Source organism: Acidovorax sp. SUPP950 (assembly GCF_030158935.1).
Classification (GTDB): domain Bacteria; phylum Pseudomonadota; class Gammaproteobacteria; order Burkholderiales; family Burkholderiaceae_C; genus Paracidovorax.
Map to the genome: position 1 here is coordinate 62,569 of NZ_BQXE01000008.1, position 16,624 is coordinate 79,192.

General features: G+C 66.7%; 19 protein-coding genes. 9 read left to right on the forward strand and 10 right to left on the reverse strand.

The window, feature by feature from the left end; genetic code table 11:
• Positions 1–28: 28 nt before the first annotated feature.
• The 4 genes from AVME950_RS21925 to AVME950_RS21940 are packed head-to-tail and all read right to left on the reverse strand — an operon-like array spanning position 29 to position 3,919.
• Complete coding sequence (locus tag AVME950_RS21925) at positions 29–280, reverse strand: hypothetical protein (protein WP_284431449.1); 252 nt, start codon at positions 278–280, stop codon at positions 29–31.
• A 7-nt stretch (positions 281–287) separates the two neighbouring features.
• Positions 288–1,601, reverse strand: a complete 1,314-nt coding sequence (locus tag AVME950_RS21930; RefSeq protein WP_284431450.1) for an aminotransferase class V-fold PLP-dependent enzyme — start codon at positions 1,599–1,601, stop codon at positions 288–290.
• A 31-nt stretch (positions 1,602–1,632) separates the two neighbouring features.
• Positions 1,633–2,799 (reverse strand): trans-sulfuration enzyme family protein, encoded by a 1,167-nt coding sequence (locus tag AVME950_RS21935; protein WP_284431451.1) that lies wholly within the window; start codon positions 2,797–2,799, stop codon positions 1,633–1,635.
• A 22-nt stretch (positions 2,800–2,821) separates the two neighbouring features.
• Positions 2,822–3,919: a Bug family tripartite tricarboxylate transporter substrate binding protein gene (locus AVME950_RS21940; RefSeq protein WP_284431452.1), complete on the reverse strand. Its 1,098-nt coding sequence runs from the start codon at positions 3,917–3,919 to the stop codon at positions 2,822–2,824.
• A gap of 44 nt (positions 3,920–3,963) precedes the next feature.
• Between AVME950_RS21940 and AVME950_RS21945 the strand changes: the two genes are divergently transcribed.
• Positions 3,964–4,857, forward strand: a complete 894-nt coding sequence (locus tag AVME950_RS21945; protein WP_284431453.1) for a LysR substrate-binding domain-containing protein — start codon at positions 3,964–3,966, stop codon at positions 4,855–4,857.
• Positions 4,858–4,950: 93 nt separating this feature from the next.
• Here the strand turns inward: AVME950_RS21945 and AVME950_RS21950 are convergent, their stop codons facing one another.
• The gene (locus tag AVME950_RS21950; protein WP_284431454.1) at positions 4,951–5,304 is read right to left on the reverse strand and encodes a putative quinol monooxygenase; all 354 of its coding nucleotides are present in this window, start codon (positions 5,302–5,304) and stop codon (positions 4,951–4,953) included.
• A gap of 205 nt (positions 5,305–5,509) precedes the next feature.
• On the opposite strand from AVME950_RS21950, the gene AVME950_RS21955 reads away from it, so the two are divergent.
• The gene (locus AVME950_RS21955; protein WP_284431455.1) at positions 5,510–6,433 is read left to right on the forward strand and encodes an AraC family transcriptional regulator; all 924 of its coding nucleotides are present in this window, start codon (positions 5,510–5,512) and stop codon (positions 6,431–6,433) included.
• 129 nt (positions 6,434–6,562) lie between these two features.
• Here AVME950_RS21955 and AVME950_RS21960 read toward each other — a convergent pair whose 3' ends face one another.
• On the reverse strand, positions 6,563–6,955 hold the full coding sequence (locus tag AVME950_RS21960) for a YkvA family protein (protein ID WP_284426678.1): 393 nt from the start codon (positions 6,953–6,955) through the stop codon (positions 6,563–6,565).
• A gap of 97 nt (positions 6,956–7,052) precedes the next feature.
• Here AVME950_RS21960 and AVME950_RS21965 point away from each other — a divergent pair, with 97 nt between their 5' ends.
• Positions 7,053–8,105 (forward strand): sensor histidine kinase, encoded by a 1,053-nt coding sequence (locus AVME950_RS21965; protein ID WP_284431456.1) that lies wholly within the window; start codon positions 7,053–7,055, stop codon positions 8,103–8,105.
• A gap of 41 nt (positions 8,106–8,146) precedes the next feature.
• On the opposite strand, the gene AVME950_RS21970 is transcribed toward AVME950_RS21965, so the two are convergent.
• Entirely contained in the window at positions 8,147–8,761 is a 615-nt protein-coding gene (locus tag AVME950_RS21970) for a putative glycolipid-binding domain-containing protein (protein ID WP_284431457.1), read from the reverse strand.
• A gap of 235 nt (positions 8,762–8,996) precedes the next feature.
• Here AVME950_RS21970 and AVME950_RS21975 point away from each other — a divergent pair, with 235 nt between their 5' ends.
• Positions 8,997–9,542, forward strand: a complete 546-nt coding sequence (locus tag AVME950_RS21975) for a GNAT family N-acetyltransferase (RefSeq protein ID WP_284431458.1) — start codon at positions 8,997–8,999, stop codon at positions 9,540–9,542.
• Between the two features lie 45 nt (positions 9,543–9,587).
• Here AVME950_RS21975 and AVME950_RS21980 read toward each other — a convergent pair whose 3' ends face one another.
• Entirely contained in the window at positions 9,588–10,514 is a 927-nt protein-coding gene (locus AVME950_RS21980; RefSeq protein ID WP_284431459.1) for a LysR family transcriptional regulator, read from the reverse strand.
• A 166-nt stretch (positions 10,515–10,680) separates the two neighbouring features.
• Between AVME950_RS21980 and AVME950_RS24335 the strand changes: the two genes are divergently transcribed.
• The gene (locus AVME950_RS24335) at positions 10,681–11,229 is read left to right on the forward strand and encodes a pirin family protein (RefSeq protein ID WP_349817246.1); all 549 of its coding nucleotides are present in this window, start codon (positions 10,681–10,683) and stop codon (positions 11,227–11,229) included.
• A 75-nt stretch (positions 11,230–11,304) separates the two neighbouring features.
• The gene (locus AVME950_RS24340) at positions 11,305–11,556 is read left to right on the forward strand and encodes a hypothetical protein (protein WP_349817247.1); all 252 of its coding nucleotides are present in this window, start codon (positions 11,305–11,307) and stop codon (positions 11,554–11,556) included.
• Positions 11,557–11,598: 42 nt separating this feature from the next.
• On the opposite strand, the gene AVME950_RS21990 is transcribed toward AVME950_RS24340, so the two are convergent.
• Entirely contained in the window at positions 11,599–12,315 is a 717-nt protein-coding gene (locus AVME950_RS21990) for a Crp/Fnr family transcriptional regulator (protein ID WP_284431460.1), read from the reverse strand.
• 120 nt (positions 12,316–12,435) lie between these two features.
• Here AVME950_RS21990 and AVME950_RS21995 point away from each other — a divergent pair, with 120 nt between their 5' ends.
• Genes AVME950_RS21995 through AVME950_RS22005 form a run of 3 tightly spaced genes read left to right on the forward strand, consistent with a single transcriptional unit; the run spans position 12,436 to position 14,746 of the window.
• The gene (locus AVME950_RS21995) at positions 12,436–13,038 is read left to right on the forward strand and encodes an HD domain-containing protein (protein WP_284431461.1); all 603 of its coding nucleotides are present in this window, start codon (positions 12,436–12,438) and stop codon (positions 13,036–13,038) included.
• A gap of 47 nt (positions 13,039–13,085) precedes the next feature.
• The gene (locus tag AVME950_RS22000; protein ID WP_284431462.1) at positions 13,086–13,853 is read left to right on the forward strand and encodes a class II aldolase/adducin family protein; all 768 of its coding nucleotides are present in this window, start codon (positions 13,086–13,088) and stop codon (positions 13,851–13,853) included.
• Positions 13,854–13,867: 14 nt separating this feature from the next.
• Entirely contained in the window at positions 13,868–14,746 is an 879-nt protein-coding gene (locus AVME950_RS22005) for a bile acid:sodium symporter family protein (protein ID WP_284398860.1), read from the forward strand.
• Between the two features lie 140 nt (positions 14,747–14,886).
• Here AVME950_RS22005 and AVME950_RS22010 read toward each other — a convergent pair whose 3' ends face one another.
• Positions 14,887–16,521: a methyl-accepting chemotaxis protein gene (locus tag AVME950_RS22010; protein ID WP_284431463.1), complete on the reverse strand. Its 1,635-nt coding sequence runs from the start codon at positions 16,519–16,521 to the stop codon at positions 14,887–14,889.
• Between the last annotated feature and the right edge of the window lie 103 nt (positions 16,522–16,624).

The following is a 16,624-nucleotide window of genomic DNA, read 5'->3' on the forward strand; positions in this document are numbered from 1 at the left end:
CGCACTCATGGCTTGTTAAATATCCCGCCTAGCAATAAGCAAAGTAATATTTGCTCATCAACACATCCACGCGATGGACCTGAGCCGCCTTCGCAAGGATCGCATTCATCCGCGCCACGTCGCGAAAGATATCGCCCCCTCCGCCATCGACATGCGCCTGCCGCCCCGCCAGATCGGGAAAAGCTTCAAAAATCGCAAAGCGTCTTTCCGAAAACCGAACGGCGAACCACGGACCCGTGGCGGGCTCGGCTTCGACGCAGGCCCGGATGTCCCGCAGCATCTGCAACTCAAGCCAACAGATTTCGCTCCGCCTGAATGGCTGCGACCAAGCGGTCCAGCTCTTCGTTGGTGTTGAACAGCGATGGTGTCACCCGCATCACAGGCCCGGAGGCTAACCCTGACTTCGCGACCACCAGAACGCCGTGCTTTGAGATGAAGCGCTCCTGGACCTTGCGCGCCTGCTCCATGGTGCGCAGGCCCGCTAAGCGAAATGCGCTGATCGCGCCATAGTTGTCGCGCTCCTGCGGCAGCATGAGCTCGACACCAGGCACATCCCGCGCCCTGCTGACCCAGTAGTCGCGCAAGGCACGCAAGTGGGCGAACTTGCGTTCCAGGCCGATGCGCTCTTGCACGGCCAAGGCCTTGGGAATGCTGAGCCGGGCTGCCACGTCCACGGTGCCTGTCGGAATGCGCGAGCGCAGGTCCTCCGCTTTGTAGATCTTGTTGCCCAGCCACTGCTGGATGTCTGCCTGTCTTTCCTTCTTGATGTAGATGGCGCCGGTACCCAGCGGCGCGGCCACCCATTTGTGCAGCGAAAAACCGACGAAATCCGCGCCATAGGTCTTTACATCGAAGGGCATATGGCCCACCGCCTGGGCACTGTCCAGAATGACATCGACGCCCCGCGCTTTGGCCATGGCCACGATCTCGGCGACTGGTGGCACAAGGCCGTTGCGGTTGGAGACATGGGTCAGCAGCAGCAACTTGGCGCGCGGTGTGTTGCGCAAGATGCTGTCATAGGCTTGCAGCACATTGGCGCGGGTGTGGGGCTCAGGCAGATTGAAGCGCACGACCTTGGCGCCCCGGCTTTGTTCCAGATAGTCCATGGCGTACTGCATTTCGTCATAGTCGGTGTCGGCATAGATCACCGCGTCACCCGCGCTGAGTGGCCGGTAGTTGACGATGAGTGAATACAGGGCCTCCGTCCCCCCGCCGCACAGCGTGACCTCGTCTTGTGTGGCGCCGATGAGGTGGGCCACTGCTGCGCGCGACTTGTTGAGTTCGGGATCGCGCGGAATGCCTTGTACCGCGCTGCGCAGGAACGTGGAGTTGTACCGGTTCACCCACATCGAACGCTCGAAGTAATGGGCTTGAACCTCACGGGTCATGGCCCCGTAGTACGCCGCGTCCAGGTTGATCACCGTGCGGTCCACGTCGTAGAGCCCGGCCAGTTCCATTTGCAGTGCGCTGGAGCCTGCGGCGGCCGACATCGAAGTGGCGCCAGTGCCTGTTATGGCAGGCGTCGTTGCGGATGCAGTGCCTATGGCCGCCGCCAGTGAGCTGGCGGTGGCGTAGCGGAAAAAGTGGCGTCGTTCAATCATGGATGGCTCTTTTCTCTCTAGGGCTTGGAGGTCAGGACGGCAGTGCGCCAGCGGCATGCAGCGCTTGCTCAAGGTCTGCGATGAGCTTGCCCGAAGGCTCCAGCCCAATGGACAGTCGGACGATGCCCGCACTGAATGCGCAGTGCTTGCGTTTGCGTTGCTCTGTTTCGGGGTAGTACGCCGCCAGGCTATGAACTCCGCCCCAGCTGGCCCCAATCTGGAACACCCGCAGTGCCGAGAAGAACTGGTGAATGGCTGCATCACTGTGGAAGTGCGGAACAAAAGACAGCACGCATCCACCACCGGTGAACGAAGCTGCCCAGCGCGTGTGGCTACGGTCTCCGGGGCGCGGCGGAAAGAGGACCTCTGTCACCGCGTCATGGCTGGTGAGCGCCGAGGCCACGGCCAGCGCACTGGCGCACTGGTGGGAATAGCGCACTTCCAGCGTGTCCATGCCCCGCAGGGCGAGGAAACAGTCTTCGGCACTCACCGCCTGCCCCAGAACGCTCTGCGTGGTCCGAAACGCCTCGTACAGCGATCGGCTGTCCGTTGCGATGGTGCCGAGGAGCAGATCGGAGTGACCGCTCAAAAGTTTGGATGCAGCTTCCACCACGATGTCCACGCCCACTGGAATGCCGCGAAACCCGAGGGGGGAGGCCCAGCTGTTGTCGAGCACCGTGCGCACGCCCGCTGTCCGGGTCACCTCCACGATGGCCGGAATGTCCTGCATCTCCATCGTGATAGAGCCTGGGGATTCGAGAAACACCAGCTTGGTTTGGGGGCGCAGCCAGCTCGCAAGGCCGGCCCCGGCCAAGGGATCGAATGTGTCGTGTTCTATGCCGAAGCGCTGCAGGTAGTCGCGGGCGAAGGTGCGCAGTGGACCATAGGCGGAGTCTGCGATGAGCACATGGTCTCCCGCCTCGAGCAGGGAAAGGGCGATCAAGCACAGCGCCGCTTGCCCGGAGGGCACGGCGACACAATGGTGGGCTCCTTCCAGCGCCGCCACCCTTTCTTCCAGCGCGCGCGTGGTGGGGGTGCCAGTGACGCCGTAGGTGTAGCCGTCAAACAGGCGGTCTTTGCGGGAAGTGAAGTCTGCGACGGTGTCGAACAGGACGGTGGAGGCGCGCCAGACGGCGGGTGACAGGCTGCGAAACTGGTCGTTGGGCGCTTCGGGAGAAACGTGGGCTTGTGGGGGCATGCGGATGGCTCTTGCTGGCTGCTTATTCGGGCTTGATGCCCAGGCTGTTGACCACCTTGGCCCATTTGATGGCTTCGGCGCGTATGAAGGCCTGGGCCTCATCGGGAGAGCAACTGCCCAGCTGGATGGCAAGGCTGGAGATCCGGGACTGCACCTGCTTGTCCGCCAGCGCAGTGGCCGTCGCCTTGTGCAGCGCGGTGATGATGGGCTTGGGCACTTTGACCGGCGCCACCAACGCCCACCACTGTCCAAAGTCCATGGTGTTCAGCCCCAGCTCGCTGGCAGAGGGCACATTCGCAAGCTGTGGCACGCGCCGATTGCCCGTCACCATCAGGGGCACGATTTTTCCAGCACTGAACAGGCTGCTCGCGCTTGCCAAGGTGCAAAAGTGACCGCTCAGAACACCCGCCGCTACATCGGTCAATGCGGGCGCTGAGCCTTTGTACGGAATCATCTGCAATTCCAGCTTGGCCTCTTTGGCGTACAGACCCGCCGCCAGATGGCTGATGCTGCCCGTGCCGCTGGTGGCGATGCTCAGAGGCTCTGCCGCCTTTTTCGCATCGGCCACAAATTTCTGGTGCTGCCCAGCCTGGTACTTCTGCGCATCCACGACAAGGACCAAGGGAGAGACTCCGAGGGTGGAGATCGCCGCCGAGTCGTTCATGATGTCGTAGGGCATCTTCTGATAAATCGACGGTGCAATCGCGTGCGCCAGTTCGATGATGGCTAGCGTGTACCCGTCCGCTGCCGACTTCACCATTGCGTCCACACCCAGGCGGCCTGCAGCGCCGGGACGGTTGTCGATCACCACCGGTTTGCCCAGCCCATCGGCCATGCTCTGGCCGACTGCACGGGCCAGCACATCGGTGCTGCCGCCCGCAGACCAGGGCACGATCAGTTTGATGGGCCTGTCGGGGTATGGCGCCTGCGCCCACAGCGAAGCACCGGGCAGCAACATCGCTGCGCTGGCAGCACCCCCCTTTTGCAACAACGATCTGCGATCCATGGCTGTAGTCCTTTCAATGTTGGTGGGGCCGACCCACCAGCACCATGGGGCAGTGCGCGTGTTTCGTAGGCCGGTGAATGAGAGAACTTTAGAATCCAGATCGATAACAATCAATGATGCGATCAATGGGGTCTATGCACAAAGCTGATAGGTGGTGAATGAACTTTCGTCAGATCGAAGCCTTTCGCGCGGTGATGGTGACGGGCTCTGCGTCCCGCGCTGCAGACCTGCTGCAGATCAGCCAACCGGCCATCAGCCGCAGCATTCTGGAGTTGGAGAAGACCACCGGGTTCGCGCTGTTCGACCGGGTCCGTGGTCGGTTGGTGCCCACCGCCGAAGGCCATCTCTTCTTTCGTGATGTGGAGACCACGTTCCAGGGCCTGGACAGACTGCGGATCAGCGCAGCGCGTATTCGGGACTTTGGGACGGGCGACATCCGCATTGCCAGCCTGGCGGCGATGGGATCGACCCTGGTGCCCCATGCGCTGCGCTTGTTTCGGCAAAAGCACCCGTCGATTGCCGTCACCTTGCAGGTGGCCAGCTCAGCCACCGTGCGCGAGTTGGTGGTGAGCAGCCGTTTCGAGGTCGGTCTGGCTGCTGACGAAATCGATGTTGCGGGACTGGAGCACCAGTTGTTCGCCACGCCCAAAGCAGTCTGTGCCATGCCCGAGGGGCACAGGCTGTGCGCGCGCAAGGTGGTCAAGCCGGATGACCTTCACGAGGAGGCCTTCATCGCGCTCTCGCCGGAGGACACTGTGCGCAGAAAACTGACGCGAATTCTGGAGGCAAGCGACGTCAGGCCCAAGGTGGTGGCAGAGACCCCCAATTCATCCACCGTGTGCGCGCTGGCGATGGAAGGGCTGGGCGTGGGGCTGGTCAACCCCTATGCCACAGACGGCTATGCGGCCCGGGGCGTGGTGTTTCGCCCATTCTCTGCAGCGCTGCACTTTCGAACCTTGCTGATCTTTCGGCCGGATCTTCCCAAGTCACGCATCGTGCGTGACTTGGCGGCTTGTCTGCTGAGTGCGCGCAACGCCAAAGCAGATCGGTGAACTCTCGATGGATGTGAAATGCGTCCACGTTTGCTGAACAGATGACCCCAACCAGCCTGTTTTGCCTTCTTTGACAGTCAGCCTTACGGCTTTTTACTCATCCCGGCAATAAGAAAAATAGTCCTTGCTCATCAACACATCCACGCGATGCACCTGGGCCGCCTCGGCAAGGATCGCGTTCATCCGCGCCACGTCGCGAAAGATATCGCCCCCTCCGCCATCGACATGCGCCTGCCGCCCCGCCAGATCGGGAAACGCTTCGAAGATCGCAAATCGTCTTTCCGAAAACCGAACGGCGAACCACGGACCCGTGGCGGGCTCGGCCTCGACGCAGGCCCGGATGTCGCGCAGCATCTGCACCACCGCCTCCTCCTGGCCGGGGCGGGCTTCGATCTCGATGAAGAAGGCCTTGCGGCCCTCGGCGCCTTGCTCTCCCAGCACCTGCACACCCCGGTGCGGTGCGCGGGCCTGTTCGGCGGCGGGCGGGTTCTTGTGCGGGGGCGACAGCGGAGTCATGGGTGCCTTTCGGGGTTCGGTGCAACGCAACGACTGTAGGGTCGCGCTCACGCCGTTGCGTGCCCGAAGATCGGCATTCCTTGCCTGATCGTCCAGGCCGGTTGTGCCGGGCCGGCCTTCCTGGCCAGAATGCGCCATGGCGGACGACGATTTGACGCAAGCGGTCTTGCGCTACACAGGCACCACGCACCAACGGACGGGCGGCATCACCGCCACGCGGGTGCGCGGCCTGTACCTGGTTCGGCGCACGGCGCCGAGCGCGTTGGAGCATGCGGTGGAGCAGCCTCTGGTGTGCCTGGTGCTGCAGGGCCGCAAGCGGGTCGCCATGGGCAGCCGCACGGTGTCTTATGCGGCGGGCGACACGATGATCGTCACGGCCAACGTGCCCACGGCCAGCCGCATCAGCCAGGCCAGCATTGCCCAGCCCTATCTGGCCGTTGCGCTGGAGCTGGACCCGGCGGTGATCAGCGATCTGGTCCTGGGATCGCCGGCGTGCGATGCGCCTCCCGCCACGCCCGACGCGGCCGACACGGGCGATGAGGAGGATCTGCGCGATGCCGTGCGCCGGCTGGTGCGGCTGCTGGACCGGCCCGAATCGCTCGCGGTGCTCAAAGCGGGCTTGGTCCGGGAGATCCACCATTGGTTGCTGCGGAGCCGCCAGGGCGCTGCGATCCGCCACCTGGGCTTGCCCGACAGCCACGCGCGCCGCATCGCGCGCGCGGTGGCGATCCTGCGGGCCGAGCCCGCGCGGCCGGTGCGTATCGAGCAACTGGCAGCGGCGGCCGGCATGGGCCGCTCGGCATTCCATCTTCACTTTCGGGCCATCACCTCGCTGTCGCCGCTGCAGTTCCAGAAAGCACTGCGGTTGATGGAGGCGCGGCGGCTGATCCTGTCGCAGGGCAAGAGCATGCGCCAGGTCGCTTTCGAAGTGGGGTATGAGAGTGCCTCGCAGTTCAGCCGCGAATACGCCCGCATGCATGGTCAGCCTCCCACCAGGGACAAGCGGCAGGCATCCGGCCGGGTGGGCATGGTCCGCACTGCGGGTATCGCCAAGGGCTAGCTAGCCCATCGGGCTTGCAGGCGTTTGCTATAAAATATGTAGCGTAATGCCCTAGTGCTGATTGCGCTGGAGCCCGAAAAGGCAAAAAGCGCCGCCCGCTCGCCTGCACCGGCAGGCAAAGCGATAGAGCTACCACCAGCGCTGAACCAGCAGGTACCCCGCAACGCCGGCCCCCAGCCAGACCCCCAGAACCAGAAACACCCCTGCTCGGCTGCGAGGCTTCTTGCCTTCCGTGCGCATCCATTCTTCCGCCTGGCTTCGGCAGGAAGCCAGCACGGGCGCGGGCAGCAGCTTCACCGTGAGCCAGATCAGCGCCGGCAGCAAGAGGACGTCGTCCACATAGCCCAGGACGGGGATGAAGTCCGGAATCAGGTCGATCGGGCTGAGCGCATAGGCCACGACGAACATGCCCAGGGCTTTCGCGTGCCACGGCGTGGCGGGGCTCTTGCAGGCGAACCAGAGCGTGACGCCGTCTCGCTTGATGCGCCAGGCCCAGGCCTTCAGGGTTTCGTGGACGGACATGGTGCGGGCAGGGGTTGGGAGACCGATTTTGCGGCAGAAGCCGCAGAGCGCCCGCGGCACGGCAAAGAGGGGCCAAGGCCCTGGCATCATCGCGTGCATGAATCGCCACTATCTGACCGCCGTCGCCGCCGTGGCGGCAGCGCTGCTGTTGCGCTACCTGCTCAATCCGGTGCTGGGGCAGCAGGGGCCGTACCTCATTTTGACGGTGCCGATCGTGGTGGCCGCGATCTATGGCGGGTTCGGCCCGGCACTGCTGGCCACGGTGCTGGGCACGTCGGTGGGCACGTACCTGTTCATCGAGCGCGGCGCTGGTTTGCGCGAGGTGCTGCAGCCAGAGAACGTGGCCCGGCTTCTGCTTTTCCTGGCGATCGGACTGGGCATCGGTCTGATGGGCGGGCAACTGCGGCGCTCGCGCGTGGCGCTGGCGGAAAAGATGCAGCAGCTCAAGGCCAGCAACCGTGCCAAGGACAACGCCATGGCCATCCTCGGCCATGAGATCCGCAACCCGCTGTCCGCCATCCATTCCGCGCAGGCGGTGCTGCAGCGCTCGCCCGGCGATGAAAAACGGGTGCTGCGGGCCAGCGAGATGATTGGCCGCCAGGTGGCGCAACTCACGCGCATGGCGGACGACCTGCTCGACCTGTCCGGGCTGATGCGCGCAAGCCCGCCGCCGAAGATGCCGGTGGATCTGCAGCAGGTACTGCGACAGGCGCTCGAGCAGAGCGCGCCGCTGGTGGCCAAGAAGGGCCACCGGCTCGACGCCGATCTGGGCGATGCGCCCGTGGTGGTCACTGGCGATGCGCTGCGGCTGGTCCAGGTGTTCGCCAATCTGTTGACCAACGCCGCCAAGTACACCGATCCCGGTGGCGAGATCGCCCTGCAGGTGCAATGGCGCGGCGAGCGCCAGGTGGCGGTGGCGATCCGGGACAACGGCGTGGGCCTGCCTCCAGGCTCCGTAGCCGACTTGTTCGAGCCGTTCGTCCAGGCACCGGGCGCCGCATCGAATGCGGAAGGCGGGCTGGGCCTGGGACTGGCGATCGTGCGCAAGATCGTGCTGGCCCACGGGGGCGAGGTGGTGGCCGAGAGCCAGGGACTGGGCCTGGGCAGCGAGTTCACGGTGGTGCTGCCCCTGGCCCGCACGGGCGCCTGAAGGCGCCGCCGCCCGGCGCGGCAGCCCGCGCTGCACCAGGGTCAGGAGGCTGGTCGGATGCGTTCGAAGAGGCCTTCATAGCGCTCGACGAAACCGTTGGCATCCACCGTCAGGAGAGCTTCGAATCCCCTGAAAAGGCCCAGGTCCACATAGCGCAGCTGCCTCGGTCCGAGCCGGTCGTACCGCTGCCGCGACCGGGTGACGGTCCACTCCAGTGCGTCGATGAAGGCGGTTTGCAGGCGGAGGCTTTTGCCGGTGGACAGCGGCGTGCGCAGGATCGGGAAGGTGTTGCAGAAAGGGGTCGCGGACAGGTCGGGTTCTTCGGCGCCGTCCAGATCGGTGCGCGGCTTGCCGTCGACGGTCCAGCCGCTGCCGTTGCGCTCGAGCGCCAACCGCCGGTGGCCGTTGGCGTTCCAGCGCTCGACCTCGACCGACTGCGTGCGCCAGTCGGGTGTGATCCGCCAGCGATGGGTGAGCTGGAAGCCGCCGCCCTCCAGGCCGATCACCGTGGACGATGCGGTGATGCCGTCCTGCGCGACGTGCAGCGCCAGCCGCTCCAGGCTGGCATTGGCCGTTCCGCGCCAGAACAAAACGGATGTGCCGGGTGCGGCGCAAGCGGGTGCGGGAGTGGGGTCGGAAGCAGGGGCGATGGGCATGGTGCGGGCTCCTTCAGGCGGCTGCACCGGCGAAGAAGCCGGGTCCGCGGTTTTGGTTCTGGTGCAGGATGGTGCGCAGATTCCATTAAGATGGAAACATATTCCACTTTACTGGACGGGGCGATGGTGGCATGAAAGGCAACAGGGCCGGCGGGCCGCTTTCGCAGGGCGTTCTGCCGATGCCGCCGGATTGTTCCAAAGCGCTGAAGTCCGCCCGCCGTTCGGCATGTTCCCCATGAATCACACCCCCATCCCCGAGGTTCGACTGATCGACTGCGACGAGGCCGCCCATGCGGGCGCAATTCTCGACATTCTGAACGAGGCCATCGCTCATTCGACGGCCCTCTACGACTATGCGGCACGCCCGCCATCGGCGATGTCTGCCTGGTTCGCCACGAAGCGCGCGAACGGCTTTCCCGTGGTGGGAGCGGTCGACGCGCAAGGCGCGTTGATGGGTTTTGCCTCGTGGGGCACGTTCAGGGCGTTTCCGGCCTACAAGTACACGGTGGAGCACAGCGTCTACGTGCACAAGGACTGCCGTGGGCGCGGGCTGGGCGCGCTGCTGATGCGAACGCTGGTGGAGCGGGCCCGGGCCGCGGGCCTGCACGCGATGGTGGGCTGCATCGACGCGGCCAACGAGGGGAGCATCCGGCTGCACCGGCAATTGGGGTTCGTCCATACGGGCACGATGCCGCAGGTGGGGTTCAAGTTCGGCCGGTGGCTGGATGCGGCGTTCTACCAGCTCACGCTGGAGACGCCGCTCGATCCGGTGGACGGTTAGGCGGCGGACCGTTCGGTGCTGGTGAGAGGGCGCGCCGCGCCGTCCTCAAGCCGCCGGGGCCGCGCGCGCTTCGCCGCAATCCGGGTATTGCCGCAGCCGCTCGATCAGCCATCGGCCCGCAGGCCCGGGCAGCGCGTCGCGCCGATAGACCGCTTTCATCTCCAGCATGGGATCGCCCTGCACGCCGGTCTCCACCTGGATGCGCACCAGCCGCCCGTCGCGCAGGTCGTCTTCCACCATGGGCCGGGGCATGTGCCCCCAGCCGAGGCCGGCGCGCAGGAAGGCGTGCTTGGCGCCGATGTCCGCCAAGCGCCACACGGTGTCGCCCAGCACGCCGAAGTCGCGGCCGGCTGTGAGGGGCGAGCGGTCGGTGAGGACGAGCTGAACATGGCCTTTCAGCTGCTGGCGAGTCAGCCGGCCCGGCTGCTGGGCCAGCGGCGATCCCGGGGCCGTCACGGTGACCATGGGCACGCCCATGAGCGGCACCTGTTCGAACTCGGGCGGAATGACGGGCAGCGAACCCATCACGCCCACGCGGCAGCGCCCGTCCAGCACCCATTGGGCCGCGGCGCCGAGTGCCTCCACCTGCAGTTGCAGCGTGGTGCCGGGAAAGGCGAGGGCAAAGGCGCCGATGGCGTCGGTCAGCGCCGCCATGGGGAACATGACATCGACCACGACCGACAGTTCGGGCTCCAGGCCGGCGGCCATCGAGCGTGCCTCGGCCTTGAGCGTGTCGGCCGCGCGAACGATGTCGCGAGCGCGGCCGGCCAGGGCCTGACCCTCCGGGGTGAGGGCGGGCAGTCGCGCCGCCCGGGTGAACAGCGTGACGCCGAGTTGCGCCTCCAGCCCAGCGATGGCCTGGCTGACGACCGACTGCGCCCGGCCGACGCGGCGGCCGGCGGCCGAGAAGCTGCCGGTTTCCACCGCGGCGACGAAGATGCGCAGGTGGTCCAGGGAGACGCCATCGAGCATGGTGATGTCCTCAATCCATCGTTAAAGCAGATGGATCATATTCAATCAAATAGGCTTCGCAGATGGAGGGCGCGTCTCTACATTGGGTGGGCAGCGGCGCCACGGCAAACCGGATGTGGCACCGGCGCAGATTTGTCCAGCACTTCTTTGTCAGGAGCACCCCACCATGTCCGCCTTGCTTTCCCCCTCCGCCCAGCGAACCATCGTGCGGCGCACCCGTGGCCGTGGACACGGTCCCATCACCCGGCTGATGAGCCCTGGCGACCTGGGCCAGGTGCTCAAGCCTTTCGTGTTTCTGGATCTGTTCCAGGGCGAATCGTCGTTTGCCGGTGGCATGCCCATTCACCCGCACTCGGGGCTGGCCACCGTCACGGTGGTGACCGAGGGCGACTTTCGCTTCGACGACGCGGTCTCGGGCGAGGGGGAATTGGCCTACGGCGGCGTGGAGTGGATGCGCTCCGGGGGCGGCGTGTGGCATGGCAAGGAGCTTTCACCAGGGCAGTCGCCGCGCATCGCGGGTTTCCAGCTCTGGCTGGCCCTGCCGCCCGAACTGGAAAACGGCCCGGTGGACAGCCAGTACATCGAGGCCAAGGCCATGCCCGCCAGCGGCCCGGTCACGGTGATCCTAGGCGAATACGCCGGCCTTCGCAGCCCGGTGCGGGCACCGGAGGGCGTTCACTACCTGCTCGTCACGCTGCAGCCCGGCCAGGCATGAACGTATGCGCCGCCCCAGGGGCACGATGCGGCCTGGCTGGCGGTCAGCCACGGCCAACTGGTCGGTCCCAACGCGGTGGCCACCGGCGAGATGGCGGTGTTTGGCGCATCCGGCACGATCGAGCTGCAGGCCTCGCAGGAGCGCAGCGCGGTGTTCGTGATCGGGTCCGCCGAGCCGCATCCGCATGATCTGGTAACGGGCACGTATTCGGTGCACACCAGCCGGGCGGCCCTGGCGAAGGGGGAGGCAGGCATTCAGGCACTGGCCGAGCGCATGGCACTGCGCCCTGCGGGGCCGCAGCGGCGCACGGCGGTGTTCAGCGGCTGACGGCATCGCGCCGCCGGGCGAGCACGGTGGGCACGGGCCCGTTCAGTTCGCGCCGCCCACGCGCTGCAGTGCTTCCAGGTGCAGCAGTTCGATGCGCCGGTAGCGCAGGCCGATCAGGCCTTCCTGCGCCAGGGCGTTGAGCTCTTTCGACAGGGTCTGCCGCGTCACGCCGAGCATCATGGCCAGCGCCTCCTGCGGCACGGCCACGCTGGGCCGCAAGGTGGCGGACTGGGTGGCGTCGCCGCGCGCCAGGGCCAGCAGGCGGTGCACCACGCGCACGCGCAGCCCGCGCAGGGTGGCGTCTTCCATCATGCTGTACAGGCCCCGCACCCGTGAGGCAAGCAGGGTGGCCATGGCGTTGGCGAACACGGGGTCGGCCATCTGCGCGGCGAAGGCGGCGGGCGGCACCACGAGCAGATCGACCCCGGTGAGCGCGGTGGCGTCGTGCGTGCGCGGCGAGCCGTCGATGAGGGTGATCTCGCCGAACCAGTTGCCCGGCTCCAGCAGCACCAGGATGGCTTCGCGCCCGTCGTCGCGCAGCGTGGAGATCTTGAGGGTGCCGGCCAGCAGGCCGTAGAACCCGCTGCCGGCCGTGCCCACCGGGTCGCCCTGGCGAAAGGGCATGGCGCCACGCTGCAGGTGCACCAGTTCCGCCGTGCCCAGCAGGCCATTGCGCTGCGCGGCGGGCAGGGCCGCGAACCAGGGATTGCCTTCCAGGGTGCGGCGTTGGGCGGGTGACAGCGGGGGCGTGTGGGGCATGCAGGGCGGTGTGCGGTCCGGCGCGGGCGGGTAAACCAAGGGGTCGAACTGTCAATTATTGGACAGTTGGCGGGGCAGGGCGCGCCTACAGTGGCCCGGTTCCCCCACGGAGACAACACGATGCAGACCCATCAAAAGGCGACTTTCGTGCGCATGCAGGACAGCACGCGCGAGGACTGGCAGACCATCGGCGGCGAGTTCATGCAGTTCTCGCGCGGCCTGGCGGACCGGGTGGCGGCGCACCTGCGCATCCTGGAAGGCGACTACGGCGGCTTTCCGGTGGACCGGTATACCCATTCGCTGCAGACCGCCACCCGCGCGCTGCGCGATGGCCAGGACGAGGAGTACGTGGTGTGCGCGCTGCTGCACGACATCGGCGACACGCTGGGCTCGTTCAACCACCCCGACATCGCGGCCGCCATCCTGCAGCCGTTCGTGAGCGAGGCCAACCACTGGATGGTCCAGCACCACGGCATCTTCCAGGGCCATTATTTCTTTCACCACATCGGGCTGGACCGCCACCTGCGCGACCAGTTCGCGGGGCACCCGCACTACCAGCAGACGGCCGAGTTTTGCGAGCGCTACGACAACCCGGCGTTCGACCCGCATGCCGAGACGCTGCCGCTCGACACCTTCATGCCGATGCTGCGGCGCGTGCTGGCCCAGCCGCGCCAGAGCCTCTACAAGGCGGCGCTGCAGCCGCCGCAGCCGGCCGCCGCCTGACGGCTGCCGGCGCCCTCTGTCCCATGCACCCACCCCAAGGAATGTCCATGAATGCGATCTCCCCGTCCGAAGTCCGGCAACTCGTGTCTGCCGAAGAGTGGCAGTTGCGCGTCGATCTGGCCGCCTGCTACCGCCTGGTGGCCCTGCACGGCTGGAGCGACCTGGTGTTCACCCACATTAGCGCGCGGGTGCCGGGGCCGGAGCACCACTTTCTCATCAACCCCTACGGCCTGATGTTCGACGAGATCACGGCGTCCAGCCTGGTCAAGGTGGATTCGCAATGCAACAAGGTGATCGACTCGCCCCACCCGGTGAACCCGGCGGGCTTCGTGATCCACAGCGCGGTGCATGCGGCGCGCGACGATATCCAGTGCGTGCTGCACACCCACACCCGCGCCGGCATCGCCGTGAGCGCGCAAAAGGACGGCGTGCTGCCCATCAGCCAGCAGTCGACCTTCGTGCTGGCCTCGCTCGCTTACCACGACTACGAAGGCGTGGCGATCCGCGACGACGAGAAGACCCGCCTGCAGGCCGATCTGGGCCACGCCAACTTCCTCATGCTGCGCAACCACGGCCTGCTCACCTGCGGCAAGACGGTGGCGGATGCGTTCCTGGCCATGTACACGTTCGAATCCACCTGCCAGATCCAGATCGCCGCGCAGTCGGGCGGCGGGGAGCTGACGCGGGTGCACCCGCAGATCGTGCAGGGGGTGGGCCATGCGATGAAGGTGCAGACGGGCGGCCTGGGCGGGCAGTTCGTCTGGCCCGCGCTGATCCGCAAGCTCGACCGCACCGACCCGGGCTACCGCGACTGAGCGCGGCGGCCCCGATGGACAGCACCCTCATCGTCACGCGCTTTCTGTTCGGCGCGCTGGCACTCGTCATGTTCGGGCTCGGCCTCACCCTCCGGGTGGCCGACTTCCGGCGGCTGCTGCACAGCCCCAAGGCCGTGGGCATTGCGCTCGGCCTGCAGGTGATCGGCCTGCCGATCCTGTGCTACGCGATCATCCGCGCCTTCGGGTTGTCGCCGATGTTCGCCATCGGCCTCATGCTGCTGGCCGCGTCGCCGGGCGGCATCTCGGCCAACCTGTTTTCCCACCTGTTCGGCGGCAACGTGGCGATGAACATCTCGCTGACGGCGGTGAACACGCTGCTGTCCATCGTCACGCTGCCGATCATCGCCAACGCGGCCATCGCCCACTTCGCCCAGAGCGGGCAGGTGGTGCCGATCCAGACCGGCAAGCTCCTGGAGGTGATCGCCATCGTGCTGGTGCCGGTGGGGTTGGGCATGGCCGCGGCGGCCCGCTGGCCGGCCTTCGCGGCGCGCATGGAAAAGCCGGTGAAGGTCTTCAGCGCGCTGGTGCTGGCGGTGGTGTCCATCCTGTCCATCGCCAAGGAGTGGAGTTCGATCGCGAGCACCTTCGCCGAGATCGGGCCGGCGGTGCTGGTGTTCAATCTGGCGAGCCTGCTGTCCGGCTACTACCTGAGCCGCGCGGCCGGGCTGGACAAGCCGCTGGCCACCGCGGTGAGCTACGAGATCGGCATCCACAACTCGACGCTGGCCATCTTCATCGCCCTGAGCGTGCTGGGCAGCTACACGCTGGCGCTGCCCGCGGCCATCTACTCGGTGCTGATGTACATCACGGCGCCGCTGTTCGGCTGGCTGCTGCTTCGCCGTCCGGCGCCTGCGGTGCCGGCTCAGAATTAGTGCGCCTGCGGTGCCGGCTCAGAGCTAGAGCGCCTGCGGTGCCCGTTTCACGCGAGGGTGCTGCTGCGCACACCACCCAGAACCATCTGCCCCCCGCGGGCCGCCGGCCCCGTGCCGGCCAGCCCGCGCTGCGGGCCTGGTCAGGCGCGCAGCAGGCGGGTGGAAGGCCGTGGCGAGACCTTGGGCGCCGGGGCCGGCGTGGGGTGGTGCTCGGCCGCAAGGGCTGCGGCCTCGCCCAGCTGGAACACGGCCAGCGCCTCGCGCAGCACGGCCACCTGCGAGGCCATGGCCGAGGTGGCGGCACTGGCTTCTTCCACCATGGCGGCGTTCTGCTGCGTCATCTCGTCCATCTGCGAGACGGCGCGGTTCACCTCTTCGATGCCGGCCGTCTGCTCCACGTTGGCCGAGGCGATGCCTTCCATCAGGCCCGAGATGCGGTGCACGGACTCGACCACTTCGCCCATGGTCTTGCCGGCTTTCTCGACCAGCTCGGAGCCGGCATGGACCTCGTTGACCGATTCGCTGATGAGGGTCTTGATTTCCTTGGCGGCGGCCGCGCTGCGCTGGGCCAGCCCGCGCACTTCGGAGGCCACCACGGCGAAGCCCCGGCCCTGCTCGCCGGCGCGGGCGGCTTCCACCGCCGCGTTCAGCGCCAGGATGTTGGTCTGGAAGGCGATGCCGTCGATCACGCCGATGATCTCGTTGATCTTGCGCGAGCTGGCGCTGATGGAGCGCATGGTCTCCACCACCTGGTTGACCACCTGGCCGCCCTGCACGGCGGTCTGGGCGGTGCTGGAGACGTACTGCGCGGCCTGGCGGGCGTTGTCGGCGTTCTGGCGCACGGTGGCGGTCAGCTCTTCCATGCTGGAGGCGGTCTGCTGCAGCGAAGAGGCCTGCTGCTCGGTGCGGCGCGACAGGTCGCCGTTGCCCTGGGCGATCTCGCTGGCCGCATGGTCGATGGTGCTGGTGGCCTGCTGGATGCGGTGCAGGATGCTGGCGAGCCGGTCGCGCATGAAGCCGATGGCGTACATCAGGCTTTGTTCGTCGCGGGCGCGCAGCGGGATCTCCGCCTGCAGGTCGCCGTCGGCCATGCGCATCGCGGCGCCGGCGGCGGCGCGCGGCTCGCCACCCACGGAGCGTTCGATGTCGCGCACCACCAGCCCGGTGAGGGCCGAGATCACCAGCCCCAGCAGGGCCAGCAAGCCGATCGCGCGGTACAGCGAGGCGCGGTAGGCCTGTTCGATGTCATCGACGTAGTCGCCGGCCACCAGGTCCCAGTTCCAGGGCTTGAAGCGCACCACGTAGCCGATCTTGGGGCTGGGGGCGTCGCTGCCCGGGCGCGGCCACCAGTATTCGAGGAACCCGCGACCCTGCGCGCCGGCGGCGGCGATGTTCACGTAGAGCAGGTTGCCCTTGGCATCCTTGAAGGCAATCATGTTCTTGCCGTTCAGCTCGGGCTTGATGGGGTGCATCGCCATGATCGAGTCGGAGCCGATCACGGTGACGTAGCCGTCCTTGCCGTAGCGCTGCGAGGCGATGCGCGCCAGGGCGGCGCTGCGGGCTTCCTCCTGGCTCATCTTGCCGGCCTGGGCCTGCTTTTCGTAATCGCTGGCCACGGTCAGCGCCATGTCGGTGATGTCGGAGAGGGCCGATTGCCGGGCCTGGTACTGGATCTGCCGGGTCTGCCACGCGTTCACGAAGGTCAGTGCCAGCAGCCCCAGCAACGCGAGGACCAGCGGGAGCCAGAGCTTTTGCCGCAAGGTCAGTTTTTTCATGGAAGGGGTCCTTTCAGGAGGGCGTACGGAAGGCATTGGGATGGGTCGCAGTATGGCTGTGAACACCCCTCGTCTGGCAGTCGGGCTACCCCTTTCTGTCAGG